The organism is Pseudomonas sp. MPB23 (assembly GCF_046605395.1).
GTDB lineage: Bacteria > Pseudomonadota > Gammaproteobacteria > Pseudomonadales > Pseudomonadaceae > Aquipseudomonas.
This window is the reverse complement of sequence record NZ_CP176771.1, coordinates 6,089,806-6,102,362: the sequence shown is the minus strand read 5'-3', so window position 1 is coordinate 6,102,362 and position 12,557 is coordinate 6,089,806. Positions and strand designations below refer to the sequence as shown.

Below are 12,557 nucleotides of genomic sequence, written 5' to 3'. Positions count from 1 at the left end.
GCGGCATGGCACAGGGATTTACGCCCATTGTGGAGTTTTACGGCGCCAACGCGGCGTTGCTCAATCAGCGCATCATGCACTGGAGCCACACTGATGCGGCGGGCATCGAGTCTGATCGGCTGGAGCTGACCCTCAATATCGAGGGGCTTGAAGGCTTGCCCAGCATGAGCGGCAAGATCGGTTTGCGTGTCGGTTATAAAGAGTCGGAGCTGGTGGAAAAAGGTGAATTCGCGATTACCCAACGAACCCCGGCCCTGTTTCCCATGCGCTTGATGATTGTGGCGACGGCTGCGCCTTTCAGCAGGGTGGACCCCAGCGGCTACCGCCAACGTCGATCCGCCAGTTACGGGCCGACGACCCTGGGGGCGCTGTTTCGCCAGATGGTCGTGCGCCACGGTTTTTCTCCGCGTGTGGCGCCCGCCCTGGAGGATATTGCGATTGCCCATATCGACCAATCCAACGAGAGCGATATGGCGTTCATCACGCGTCTGGCCAAGCGTTATTGTGCGGTCACCAAGCCGTTCAACGAGCTGTACGTGCTGGCTGAGGCCGGGCAAGTCAAGACGTTGTCCCTCCAGGAACTGCCGGAGGTGAAGTTGTCCGTGACCCAAGACAACCGCCCCGGTGACCAAGCCTTTATCACCGCCACGCTCAACGAAAATACCCGTTCAAACTATCAAGGCTGCCGCGTCACTTGGTGGGATGTGGCGGGGGCGCGCCAGCGTGTGGTTCAGGTTGGCGTTGCACCCTTCAAGACGTTGCGGCAGCGCTGTCAGAACGAGGTGGAAGCCCGCGCCGTCGCCGAAGCTGAATTACGCCGCGTGGGGCGTGAAGGCTTGGAACTGTTGATCGACTGCCCCGGCAACCCGCTGCTGGCTGCCGAAGGGCTATTGCGGCTGGACGAGACGTGGCCTTCCTACATGCAGGGGCGCTGGTCAATTACCAAGGTGGTGAATGTGGGCGATCCGGTGACGGGGTATCGCAGTTCGATCACGGCGGGTGGGTTGTCGACGTAGCGTTTTTTTTCAGGATGAAACCGATGGTGATTACACTGCCTCAACTGACTCAAATCATGCCGGGCGCCCGCCTTAATGCGGGTGTTTTTTTGCCCGCTTTAAATCTGGCGTTTACGCGCTACGAGATTAACAGCGCACGGCGCGCTGCCGCCTTCCTCGCTCAAGCCGGCCACGAATCCAGTGAACTGCGCTACGTGCGCGAACTGGGCAGTGATCAGTACTTGAGCAAATACGACACGGGTCTGTTGGCCGCTCGCTTGGGCAATAGCGTTGAGGCCGATGGCGACGGTCAGAAGTACCGGGGCAGGGGCCTGATCCAGATCACCGGACGCCATAACTACCAGGCGTGCAGTCAGGCGCTGTTCGGTGATGAGCGTTTGTTGCAGCGGCCGGAACTGCTGGAGCAACCACAATGGGCATGTGAGTCGGCCGCCTGGTTCTGGCACAGCAATGGCTTGAATGAGTTGGCCGACAAGGGGCAGTTCACGGTCATCACGCGGCGTATCAATGGTGGGCTGAATGGGCTGGAGGATCGCTTGCGGTTATGGGCGCGGGCGAAGGCGGTGTTGGGCGTTGCCTAGGCGCATTCCGTGTCGTGGGTATTTGTCTGCTGATGGCGGCCATAAGCGGCAGGCCCTGGAGCGACAGCTCGGCGCCGGCGATTTGCATGGCCGATGGGCTCCTGTAGGGTAGGCAAATGCCCGCCCACTCCAGGAGACGACCGTGAAGGAAATCACTCAACTTGCCGCTGAACTGGGTCGCCGTCTACAGGTGCTCAATGCCCATGTCACTACCGCCGAATCCTGTACCGGCGGCGGTATCGCCGAAGCCATCACGCGGATACCGGGCAGTTCGGCCTGGTTCGAGGCGGGATATGTCACCTATTCCAATCGGCAGAAGACTCGCCAATTGAATGTGCCGGAAGCACTGTTCGGCACTGTCGGCGCCGTCAGCCGTGAGGTGGTGGAGGCCATGGTCAGAGGCGCCCAGGAAAAAAGCCTGGCGCGCTTCGCCGTGGCGGTCAGCGGTGTGGCCGGCCCCGATGGCGGTTCGCCGGACAAACCGGTGGGCACGGTGTGGCTCGCATTCGGTGTGGGTGACGAGGTCACGGCCGAGCGCCAGCAGTTCTCCGGCAACCGCGAGGAGGTCCGCCGACAAACGGTAACGGCCGCGCTAGAGGGCTTGTTGCGACGAGCTGCAGCAGAAATAGAAAATCAGGGGTAGGCGATCTCCGATCTTTGTGGAACAATACTGTCTACTTATACAGGTGTTGGCCGCCAGGCCTTATTGATTACGTGAGGACTTTAATGGACGACAACAAGAAGAAAGCCTTGGCTGCGGCCCTGGGTCAGATCGAACGTCAATTCGGCAAAGGTGCCGTAATGCGTATGGGCGATCACGACCGTCAGGCGATCCCGGCTATTTCCACTGGCTCTCTGGGTCTGGACATCGCGCTCGGCATTGGCGGCCTGCCAAAAGGCCGTATCGTTGAAATCTACGGTCCTGAATCTTCCGGTAAAACCACCCTGACGCTGTCGGTGATTGCCCAAGCGCAAAAAATGGGCGCCACCTGTGCGTTCGTCGACGCCGAGCACGCCCTGGACCCTGAATACGCCGGCAAGCTGGGCGTCAACGTTGACGACCTGCTGGTTTCCCAGCCGGACACTGGCGAGCAAGCCCTGGAAATCACCGACATGCTGGTGCGCTCCAACGCCATCGACGTGATCGTGGTCGACTCCGTGGCGGCCCTGGTGCCCAAGGCTGAAATCGAAGGCGAAATGGGCGACATGCACGTGGGCCTGCAAGCCCGTCTGATGTCCCAGGCGCTGCGTAAAATCACCGGTAACATCAAGAACGCCAACTGCCTGGTGATCTTCATCAACCAGATCCGTATGAAGATCGGTGTGATGTTCGGCAGCCCGGAAACCACCACCGGTGGTAACGCCCTGAAGTTCTACGCTTCGGTCCGTCTGGACATCCGCCGTACCGGTGCGGTGAAGGAAGGTGACGAGGTGGTGGGTAGCGAAACCCGCGTTAAAGTCGTGAAGAACAAAGTGGCTCCGCCTTTCCGTCAGGCCGAATTCCAGATTCTTTACGGCAAGGGTATCTACCTGAACGGCGAGATGATCGACCTGGGCGTATTGCACGGTTTTGTCGAGAAATCCGGTGCCTGGTATGCCTACAACGGCAGCAAGATCGGCCAAGGCAAGGCCAACTCGGCCAAGTTCCTGGCGGACAACCCGGATATCGCTGCCACGCTTGAGAAGCAGATTCGCGACAAGCTGCTGACTCCGGCACCTGACGTGAAAGCTACCGCCAACCGTGAGCCGGTTGAAGAAGTGGAAGAAGCCGACACTGATATCTGAAGCAAACGATGACTGTTGTACTGGATACACTCGTCGCCGTTCGGCGCACTGCGATGGACCTGCTCGCTCGCCGTGAGCATGGTCGAGTCGAGCTGACGCGTAAGCTGCGTCAGCGCGGTGCGGAGCCCGAGATGATCGAAACCGCCCTCGACCGTTTGACCGAAGAAGGGCTGTTGTCCGAAGCCCGTTACCTCGAAAGTTTTGTGTCTTACCGTGCGCGCTCCGGCTACGGCCCCGCGCGGATTCGCGATGAGCTGAGCCAGCGTGGCCTGCAACGCGCCGATATCGATCTTGCCCTGCATGAATGCGGTATCAGTTGGCAGGCGCAGTTGGAAGACACTTGGCGTCGAAAGTTCTCTGGTCATCTACCCATTGATGCCAAGGAACGTGCGAAGCAAGGGCGATTTCTGAGTTATCGCGGATTTTCGATGGAGATGATCAGTCGTTTGTTCAGCGGCCGGGATATGGACGACTGAGTTGCAGGACAGCCATACCAAAAAGGCTCGCTATGAAAATAGCGGGCCTTTTTTTGCTTCAAAATCACGCCGGTTCTGGCGCCGCCCGCTGCTGCGTTTTCCCCTCAGCCTGCGCCCAGTTCTCCGGCAAGTTGATGTAATCCACCAACTCCCGCAACCGGCCCTGATCCCGCCCATTGAAGTTGAACACCAGCCGCGTCAAATGGCTGAACCGCGGCTCATCATGCTCTTCACCGGTATAGGCAAGCTGCTGGAACTCACCACTGAGCCGCAGGCTGGCAAACTCGCTTTGCAAATAAGCCAGTGCCCGATCACTGAGCGGGTGATTCATGCGCACCACAAACTCGCGTTTCAACCAGCGCGTGGAGTGGAAGTTGGCATAAAACTGGTTGATCTCCTCCACGGCTTCTTCCGCGCTGTACACCAGCCGCACCAGCTTGAGGTCGGTTGGCAGGATGTAGCGATTGGCTTCCAGCTGATTGCGGATAAAGTCCAGGGCGCCCTGCCAGAAACCGCCACCTGGTGCATCCAGCAGCACCACTGGCACCAAGGGGCTCTTGCCGGTCTGGACCAGGGTCAGGACTTCCAGGGCTTCATCCAGGGTGCCGAAACCGCCTGGGCACAGCACCAGCGCATCGGCTTCCTTGACGAAGAACAGTTTGCGGATAAAGAAGAAGTGGAAGGACAACAGGTTCTCGCTACCGTCAATGGTCGCGTTGGCATGCTGTTCAAATGGCAGGGTAATGTTGAAGCCCAAGCTGTGTTCCAGGCCTGCGCCTTCGTGAGCCGCGGCCATGATGCCGCCGCCGCCGCCGGTGATGACCATCAGGTCCGAGCGCGCCAGTGCGGCACCCACTTCACGGGCCAGGACGTACAGTGGGCTTTCTACCGGGGTGCGGGCCGAGCCGAACACGGTGACCTTGCGCCGACCCTTGAACTGCTCCAGTACGCGAAAGGCGTAATCCAGTTCGCGGATGGCCCGCAAGGTGATTTTGGCGTTCCAACGGTCGCGGTCGTCCTGGGCCATGCGCAGCACGGTGAGGATCATGTCGCGATACAAGGGGATATTCGGGCTATTGGGAGCGATTAGCTGGAGTTGAGTTTCGACCTGCTGCGTGAGGTCGGCCCCATTTTCTTCAAAATACCGGGGCAGGCTGTCATTCGGTTCGTAAGGCATTCAACTTCTCCTTCTTCACAGAGACTGGGCCGGCGGCGAGAGATTCGTCCGGGGCCACGACACTGCATGTGTCGCTGCATGCCCAAGGCATTGCACGTGTTCGCCAGGCGGCGAACGGGCTCTGTATGTTCCTTGTGATTTAAAAACTTTTGCACTGCACGTCGCAGGAGGACAACCCTCTTTTGCCCTGAAAATGTTACAGGACGGCGTGGAAACCATTGTGAACGGGCGGCTGGAATGACTCGATCATGGTCCGAAAACCCCTTGGCTGGCAACCGCTTATCGTTTACTCAAAGAGGCGTTCAATGGTTTGCGGCAGAAGTGACAGCGGAGGAGTGCGCGCCGCTGGACAGCCGCGCGCGAAGGTCAGGCGATGATTACTTTTTCTTCTTCTGTGCAGCCGGCGCCGGGCAGTCCGCTTCGATGAACTTCACCGACGCCACAGGACGGTTGGTTTTGTTCTCGGTGATTTCATAGCGCATCACCGCGCCTTTGGCCATCAGCTCGCGATAGCCGCTGTTCAGGCAGACGGCTTGCCCCAGTTGGAAGTACACCGCCTTGGGGTTGGCGCGCATTTTTTCGGCGCGGTCAGGCATGACGCTCAGGTGATCGATCAGTTGCATACCTTCAACGGTGTAGGCCACTTCCAGGGTTTTTTCGTCGATTTCCCGAGGCAGGTCCTTGTTGCTTTCAGCTGCGACGCTTTGCAGCTTCCTGTTCATTTGGGCCTCCAGCAGCGAGGCCGCCTGGGCGCCCACGGGCAGAAGCAGCGCAAGGGCGACGGACGGGGCGACAAGACGCAACATGGAACGCAGCATTAAATTCTCCTGATTCGGTTTGGTGCATAGACCAGCCACTGCGCTGTGCGTTCAGTGGCGCGCGATTATAGGTGACCCCTTGGCACTACAGCCAGGCGTATCGCTGGTAAACTGCGGCGACTTCCGTCTTCCACGAGTTTTTTCCGTGTCGATTTACCCGTTTCTGCGGCGCATCCAATGAGCCACGCCGTCTCCCGCCTGCGTACCCAGCGCCTGGCAAGGGCCTTGAGGCCCTTCCTCAATCGAGGCTCCCGCGCCGAACGCTGTTCCGGCTGTCGGGTCATCCCTGAATACTGCCTATGCGCCTGGCGGCCCAAAGTCCAGGCTAGGTCCGCCATGTGCCTGCTGATGCACGACGTCGAACCCATGAAGCCCAGCAACACGGGCTGGTTGATCGCCGATGTGATCGACGACACCACGGCCTTCGCCTGGTCGCGCACCGACGTCGACCCTGATTTGCTCACGCTGCTCGCTGACCCGCAGTGGCAGCCCTACATCGTGTTTCCGGGTGAATTCGTGGCCCCCGAGCGTGTCGTCAGTACGGTGATGGTGGATGAGGGTAAGCGCCCTTTGTTTATCCTGTTGGATGGTACTTGGAGCGAGGCGCGCAAGATGTTCCGTAAAAGCCCCTATTTGGAGCATTTGCCGGTATTGAGCCTGGCGCCCGAGCAGCTCTCGCGCTACAAACTGCGCCGCTCCAAGCGTGATGATCATTTTTGCACCGCCGAAGTCGCTGCGTTGTGCCTGGAACTGGCCGGCGACGGCACTGCCAGCGAAGTGTTGGATGCTTACCTTGATGTATTCAGCACCCATTATCTGGCCGCCAAATTCCAACAGCCCCTGCACCCGGAGGATATCGTCCATACTCGTCTGGCACCCTATATACCGGCGGTATAACCAGGCGACGTTTGCATGATGGCACTTTAAATCGGTCGCTCGCTAAAATGCCCGTGGGCGTAGTGCTTGACCCTCCAGGCTGCGCTGGGCATGCTGGGCGCCGATTGGGGTACAACCGTGAATTTTCTGACGTCGTTTAAAGTGCTTTTGACGTTGAACGTACCCTGTCGCGATGGCTGCCTGGCCGTCGTCTTGTGTAATGGCGAGCCCTGAACCCCGTCAGGGCTGCCATAAAAACCAGGATCATTTAATCAATGGCCACATACGAAATCCTGATAGCCGATGACCACCCGTTGTTTCGCAGTGCGCTGCATCAGGCGGTGACCTTGGGCCTTGGCCCGAATGTCCGCTTGGTCGAAGTAGCCAGCATTGCCGAGTTGGAAACCCGCCTCACCGAAAAATCCGATTGGGACTTGGTACTGCTCGACCTGAACATGCCCGGTGCCTACGGTTTCTCGGGGCTGGTGCTGTTGCGCGGGCAGTACCCGCAAATCCCCGTGGTGATGGTCTCGGCCCAGGAAGAAGCCGACGTGGTGGTGCGCTCCAAGGAGTTCGGCGCCAGCGGTTTTATTCCCAAGTCCAGCTCCATGGAGGACATCCAGAACGCCGTGCGCAAAGTGTTGAATGGCGATGTGTCCTGGCCGCCACAGGCGTTTGAAGACATCAACGTGTCCCAAGAGGCCAAGACTGCCCGTGATGGCCTGGCCAGCCTGACACCCCAGCAGTTCCGGGTACTGACCATGGTCTGCGAAGGGTTGTTGAACAAGCAGATCGCTTACGAACTGAGCGTGTCGGAGGCGACTATCAAGGCGCATGTAACGGCCATCTTCCGCAAGCTGGGCGTGCGTACCCGCACCCAGGCGGCGCTGCTCTTGCAACAACTTGAGTCAATTTCGCAGCATTGAGCTGTTAACGATTCACGCTTTTTTGACTTGGCGTGATCTAGTTTCCCCACTTCTTTGGTTCAGTTGCCTACATCTATGTCGCCTTTCAAGGGTCAAACCGGTATCAAACGTATCTTCAATGCAGGGGGTTATTCCCTGGATGGCTTGCGCGCGGCCTTCACGGGCGAGGCGGCGTTCCGCCAGTTGGTGTTGCTCAACGTTATCCTGATCCCGCTGAGTTTTTTCCTGCACGTCAGCCGGGTGGAGCGGGCACTGCTGATTGCCGTGTGCCTGCTGGCCTTGATCGTTGAATTGCTCAATTCGGCGGTAGAGGCGGCGATCGATCGCATTTCCCTGGACCGCCACCCCTTGTCGAAAAACGCCAAGGACATGGGCAGCGCCGCGCAATTCGTGGCACTGACCATGATCGCCCTGGTGTGGGCCGTGATCCTGATCTAAGGCTCAGGCAATACTGGGCAGCACGATTTCATCGCTGCGCTGAACCCCAGCGGTGAAAGCGCGGCACAGCTCCAGGAACTCGCGCATGGCCGAGGTCTGGTACTTCTGTTTATGCCAGATGAAGTAGAACTGCCGGGCCAGGTCCAGCTCCGGGGTTTCCACCGGCACCAGGCTGCCACGCCGAAACGCGTCGCGCAGCGCCAGGCGCGAAATACAGCCAATGCCCAAACCCGACTCCACTGCACGCTTGATCGCCTCGGTGTGTTCCAGCTCGAGGCGGATATTCAGCGCACTGCGGTGATGGCGCATGGCCTGGTCAAACGTCAGGCGCGTCCCCGAGCCTTGTTCGCGCAAGATCCACGCCTCATGAGTCAGCTCCTCCATGCTGGCCACGCCGCGCTTGGCCAGGTGATGCTGCGGCGCGCAAAACACCACCAGCTCATCTTCCACCCAGGTCTGCACCTCGATGTCCGGGTGGCTGCAGTCACCTTCGATTAGACCTAGGTCAATTTCGTAGTGCGCCACCTGGTGCACGATATGCGCAGTGTTCTGCACATGCAGCTTCACTTGGCTTTCGGGGTGTTGCTGCATGAAGCTGCCGATCAGCAGCGTGGCCAGGTAATTGCCGATGGTCAGGGTGGCGCCGACCGCCAGGGAACCAAAGCCGGACTTGCCGTTGAGCAGGTCTTCGATTTCCTTGGCCTGGTCCAGCAGCGCCACGGCCTGGGGCAACAGTTGACGGCCAAGGGCGTTGAGGCTCAGGCGTTTACCGGCGCGGTCGAACAATTGGCAGCTGGATTGACGCTCCAGCTCGGTAATCGATGTGCTGGCGGCGGATTGAGATAAGGCCAGAAGGCCAGCAGCGCGTGAGACGCTTTCCTGCTGGGCGACGGCGACGAAGACTTGCAGTTGACGGAGAGTAAATCGCATATCGATATAACCGATAACCCTTATCTTAATAATCCAGTTAACAGATATTGTCGCCGCCATTAGAATGCTGTGCAATTGCGCGCCTCATCTTTGGCGCAGACCCATCTCCAGGAGTCCCCCGTACATGAGCAACATGAACCACGAGCGTGTCCTCAGTGTTCATCACTGGAACGACACTCTGTTCAGCTTCAAGTGCACCCGCGATCCGGGTTTGCGCTTCGAGAACGGTCAGTTCGTGATGATCGGCCTGCAACAGCCCAATGGCCGCCCGCTCATGCGCGCTTACTCCATTGCCAGCCCGAACTGGGAAGAGCATCTGGAGTTCTTCAGCATCAAGGTGCCGGATGGCCCGCTGACTTCCCAATTGCAGCATTTGAAGGAAGGCGACGAGATCATCATCAGCAAAAAACCGACAGGCACTCTGGTGCTTGACGATTTGAAGCCGGGCAAACACCTGTACCTGCTCAGCACCGGCACTGGTTTGGCGCCGTTCATGAGCGTGATCCAGGACCCGGAAACCTACGAGCGCTTCGAAAAAGTGATCCTGTGCCACGGCGTGCGTTACGTCAACGAAGTCGCTTACCGCGAATTCATCACCGAGCACCTGCCGCAGAACGAATTCTTCGGCGAGGCCCTGCGTGAAAAGTTGATCTACTACCCCACCGTGACCCGTGAGCCGTTCCAAAACCAGGGCCGTCTGACCGACCTGATGCGCAGCGGCAAGCTGTTCCGCGACATCGGCCTGCCGCCGATCAACCCCCAGGATGACCGCGCCATGCTGTGCGGCAGCCCAAGCATGTTGGACGAGACCAGCGAAGTGTTGAACAGCTTCGGCCTGAAAGTTTCGCCACGGATGCGTGAGCCGGGTGATTACTTGATCGAGCGCGCCTTCGTCGAGAAGTAAGCGCGGTCAAAAAAGTGTGGGAGGGGGCTTGCTCCCGATTGCTGAGTGTCAGTCAATGCATCCGTTGACTGACCCGCCGCTATCGGGAGCAAGCGCCCTCCCACATTGGTTTTCGGTTTATTCAGCTGCAATCACTTCAAGCACACAGATGACGCCCGCCTCTGGATAGTGCCAGCGCACATCCACATCCCAGAACTGCGCCCCATATTCGCGCTCAGGCCCGGGCGTCTGGTACGCCGGCCGCGGATCCTGCGCCAGACACTGATCGATCAACGCCACCAATGGCTCGCCAAGACGCTGGGCATGGCCTTGTGCCTGCTGCAGCGCCGTCTTCAGCCACTGCACCGCAATCAGCTGCGGCGCAGCGCTGGCGATGCTGTTGATGGCCGTGTCGATGATGTCGGCATAGGGCACATACGGCTTGATATCCAGCACCGGTGTGCCGTCGAGCAAATCGATCCCGGAAATCCACAATCGGCCCGGCTCCACCTTGTCCAGCTTGACCACTGACTGGCCAATGCCGTTGGGGCGATGAGTCGCGCGGGTAGCGAACACGCCCATGGACGTGTTGCCGCCCAGGCGTGGCGGGCGCACTTTGAGGCGCGGCTTGTCTTCCAGGGCCTGGTGAAACAGAAACAGCAGCCATACATGGCTGACCTGTTCCAGGCCCTGCACCGCCTCACCCTGGTCGAACGGCGCCACCAGTTCCAGCACGCCCCGGGCGGCGGGCGCCAGTTGCGGCTGGCGCGGGATGGCGAACTTCTCCTTGAAGCAGGAGCGCACAAAGCCGACGGGTGAGACCTGATAACTCATGGCTTACGCACGAACCCGCAGGGTCAGGCCCTTGAGGAAATTACGCAGCAACTGGTCGCCACACGTGCGGTAGTTGGTGTGGCCGAACTTGCGGAACAGCGCGCTCAGTTCAGGCTTGGACACCGGGAACTCGGCGGCCTTGAGGATGGCGTGCATGTCGTCTTCCTTCAATTCGAAGGCCACGCGCAGCTTCTTGAGGATGATGTTGTTGGTCACCGGGGTTTCGATCGGCTGCGGCGGACGGCTTTCGTCCTTGCCGCGCTTGAACATCACAAGGCCGTCGAGGAAGTGGGCCATGACCTCGTCCGGGCAAAACACGAAGCCTTCTTCCTCGTCTTTCTTGAGGTAAGTCAGCAGGTCTTCCTTGCTCACGTCCATGCCGCCGAGCTTGATGATCTCGACCATCTTGTTGTCGCTGATGTCGAGCATGTAGCGCACGCTGCGCAGTACGTCATTGTGAATCATGGTGGGCAATCCTGGTTTTCAGCGGTGGGCAGCGCCGAGTGGGGCGATGCCTGGAAAGGGGAAGCGGCTTAGAACTTCTCTTTGCCGGACAAGTAACGCCATTGGCCCACCGGCACCTTGCCGATGGACACGCCGCCGATGCGGATGCGGCGGATGGCGACGACCTTCAGGCCAACGGCTTCGCAGAACAGGGCGATCACACCCGGTTGCGGGTTCTTTATCGCAAAGCGCAGACGGTTTTCGTTCTGCCAGCTGGCTTTCACCGCCGGCAGCTCTTTGCCTTTGTAGGTCAGGCCATGGTTGAGGCGGTTGAGGCCGTGGGCGACCATGTCGCCTTCGACTTCCACCACATATTCCTGTTCGATCTTGGCGGCATCGGCGGTCAACTTGCGCAGAATCTTCCAGTCCTGGGTGAACACCAGCAGGCCGCTGGCCTTGGCTTGCAGGTCGGCGCTGGCGGTCAGGCGCAGGAAGTGGCCCTTGAGCGGACGCTTGCTGAAGCGATGTTCCTCGGACAGCGTCCCGGCGCTGATCGAGGCCATCGCCGTCTCGGCATCCACGCCGGCCGGGGCATGCAGCAGGATGGTCACCGGCTCCGGCGCAGTGGCCTTGGCTTCGGGGTCCAGTTCGACCTTCTGGGTGGTGACCTTGAACTGCGGCTCGTCGATCACTTCACCGTCCACCGAGACCCAGCCGCCTTCGATAAACAGCTCAGCCTCCCGACGGGAGCAACCGACCAGTTCGATAAGGCGTTTGGAGAGGCGTATGGGGTCAGTCATGACAAGGGCCGTAACAAAAGGGGGCGGCTATTGTACCTGTGTGGGCGCGGTTAATCCCGGCCCCATTTCATTTAGCCCCTGCGCGCCTCTTGCTGCACCTGGCGCAACCGCAGGTGCAGTAACGGATACGGCTGCCCGAGGCCATCATGCTCCGTGCGTCCGATCACCTCGAAGCCCTGCTTGAAGTAAAAGCCCAGGGCCTGGGGATTCTGTTCATTGACGTCCAGTTCGTCGGCGTTCATGCGTTCGATCGCATAACGCAGCAATTGCCGGCCCAGGCCCTGGCCCCGGTGCTGCGGGTCGATAAACAACATTTCGACCTTGCCGGCGGCCACCCCGGCGAACCCGGTGATGTGTTGGCGTGAGTCCTTGGTGCAGATCAGCATGACGGCATCCAGGTAACGGGTCAGCACCAGGTTTTTCAGCAGCACGATGTAACTGTCCGGCAAGAAGTCGTGGGTGGCTCGCACCGACGCCTCCCAGATACGGGTCAATTGCGCGTAATCGCTGGTTTTAGGTGTGTGGATAACCGAATGCTGACGCATGCCCGCGGCCCCTTGCAGTGATCTGTGC

The 12,557-nt window shown here is 59.5% G+C and carries 16 protein-coding genes; 9 read left to right on the top strand and 7 right to left on the bottom strand.

What is annotated here, in order from left to right:
- Positions 1–5: 5 nt before the first annotated feature.
- From ACLH0J_RS27760 to recX, 5 genes are all read left to right on the top strand, one after another.
- Positions 6–1,016: a phage late control D family protein gene (locus tag ACLH0J_RS27760; RefSeq protein ID WP_411389945.1), complete on the top strand. Its 1,011-nt coding sequence runs from the start codon at positions 6–8 to the stop codon at positions 1,014–1,016.
- Positions 1,017–1,039: 23 nt separating this feature from the next.
- Positions 1,040–1,597 (top strand): glycoside hydrolase family 19 protein, encoded by a 558-nt coding sequence (locus tag ACLH0J_RS27755; RefSeq protein WP_411389944.1) that lies wholly within the window; start codon positions 1,040–1,042, stop codon positions 1,595–1,597.
- 142 nt (positions 1,598–1,739) lie between these two features.
- Positions 1,740–2,240 carry a CinA family protein gene (locus tag ACLH0J_RS27750; RefSeq protein WP_411389943.1) on the top strand — a complete coding sequence of 167 codons (501 nt, stop codon included), beginning with the start codon at positions 1,740–1,742 and terminating at the stop codon, positions 2,238–2,240.
- An 83-nt stretch (positions 2,241–2,323) separates the two neighbouring features.
- Positions 2,324–3,382, top strand: a complete 1,059-nt coding sequence (gene recA, locus ACLH0J_RS27745; protein ID WP_003172169.1) for a recombinase RecA — start codon at positions 2,324–2,326, stop codon at positions 3,380–3,382.
- An 8-nt stretch (positions 3,383–3,390) separates the two neighbouring features.
- Positions 3,391–3,858: a recombination regulator RecX gene (recX, locus tag ACLH0J_RS27740; protein WP_411389942.1), complete on the top strand. Its 468-nt coding sequence runs from the start codon at positions 3,391–3,393 to the stop codon at positions 3,856–3,858.
- 64 nt (positions 3,859–3,922) lie between these two features.
- Here recX and ACLH0J_RS27735 read toward each other — a convergent pair whose 3' ends face one another.
- Both ACLH0J_RS27735 and ACLH0J_RS27730 read right to left on the bottom strand, forming a co-directional pair.
- The gene (locus ACLH0J_RS27735) at positions 3,923–5,035 is read right to left on the bottom strand and encodes a TIGR00730 family Rossman fold protein (RefSeq protein ID WP_411389941.1); all 1,113 of its coding nucleotides are present in this window, start codon (positions 5,033–5,035) and stop codon (positions 3,923–3,925) included.
- Between the two features lie 377 nt (positions 5,036–5,412).
- The gene (locus ACLH0J_RS27730; RefSeq protein ID WP_308583034.1) at positions 5,413–5,853 is read right to left on the bottom strand and encodes a PA3611 family quorum-sensing-regulated virulence factor; all 441 of its coding nucleotides are present in this window, start codon (positions 5,851–5,853) and stop codon (positions 5,413–5,415) included.
- Between the two features lie 177 nt (positions 5,854–6,030).
- Here ACLH0J_RS27730 and ACLH0J_RS27725 point away from each other — a divergent pair, with 177 nt between their 5' ends.
- The 3 genes from ACLH0J_RS27725 (at position 6,031) to ACLH0J_RS27715 (ending at position 8,093) form a co-directional block, all read left to right on the top strand.
- Positions 6,031–6,750: a tRNA-uridine aminocarboxypropyltransferase gene (locus tag ACLH0J_RS27725; RefSeq protein ID WP_411389940.1), complete on the top strand. Its 720-nt coding sequence runs from the start codon at positions 6,031–6,033 to the stop codon at positions 6,748–6,750.
- A gap of 254 nt (positions 6,751–7,004) precedes the next feature.
- Entirely contained in the window at positions 7,005–7,655 is a 651-nt protein-coding gene (erdR, locus tag ACLH0J_RS27720) for a response regulator transcription factor ErdR (RefSeq protein WP_411389939.1), read from the top strand.
- Positions 7,656–7,730: 75 nt separating this feature from the next.
- Complete coding sequence (locus ACLH0J_RS27715; RefSeq protein ID WP_247402908.1) at positions 7,731–8,093, top strand: diacylglycerol kinase; 363 nt, start codon at positions 7,731–7,733, stop codon at positions 8,091–8,093.
- A 3-nt stretch (positions 8,094–8,096) separates the two neighbouring features.
- Here the strand turns inward: ACLH0J_RS27715 and ACLH0J_RS27710 are convergent, their stop codons facing one another.
- On the bottom strand, positions 8,097–9,023 hold the full coding sequence (locus ACLH0J_RS27710) for a LysR family transcriptional regulator (RefSeq protein ID WP_411389938.1): 927 nt from the start codon (positions 9,021–9,023) through the stop codon (positions 8,097–8,099).
- Between the two features lie 124 nt (positions 9,024–9,147).
- Between ACLH0J_RS27710 and fpr the strand changes: the two genes are divergently transcribed.
- Complete coding sequence (gene fpr, locus ACLH0J_RS27705; protein ID WP_411389937.1) at positions 9,148–9,927, top strand: ferredoxin-NADP reductase; 780 nt, start codon at positions 9,148–9,150, stop codon at positions 9,925–9,927.
- Between the two features lie 117 nt (positions 9,928–10,044).
- Here the strand turns inward: fpr and tsaA are convergent, their stop codons facing one another.
- The 4 genes from tsaA to ACLH0J_RS27685 form a co-directional block, all read right to left on the bottom strand.
- Entirely contained in the window at positions 10,045–10,740 is a 696-nt protein-coding gene (gene tsaA, locus ACLH0J_RS27700) for a tRNA (N6-threonylcarbamoyladenosine(37)-N6)-methyltransferase TrmO (RefSeq protein ID WP_411389936.1), read from the bottom strand.
- A 3-nt stretch (positions 10,741–10,743) separates the two neighbouring features.
- Positions 10,744–11,205, bottom strand: a complete 462-nt coding sequence (locus ACLH0J_RS27695; RefSeq protein WP_010563458.1) for a DUF1456 family protein — start codon at positions 11,203–11,205, stop codon at positions 10,744–10,746.
- A gap of 68 nt (positions 11,206–11,273) precedes the next feature.
- Entirely contained in the window at positions 11,274–11,984 is a 711-nt protein-coding gene (locus ACLH0J_RS27690; protein ID WP_411389935.1) for an rRNA pseudouridine synthase, read from the bottom strand.
- 71 nt (positions 11,985–12,055) lie between these two features.
- Complete coding sequence (locus tag ACLH0J_RS27685) at positions 12,056–12,529, bottom strand: GNAT family N-acetyltransferase (RefSeq protein WP_411389934.1); 474 nt, start codon at positions 12,527–12,529, stop codon at positions 12,056–12,058.
- Positions 12,530–12,557: the final 28 nt, after the last annotated feature.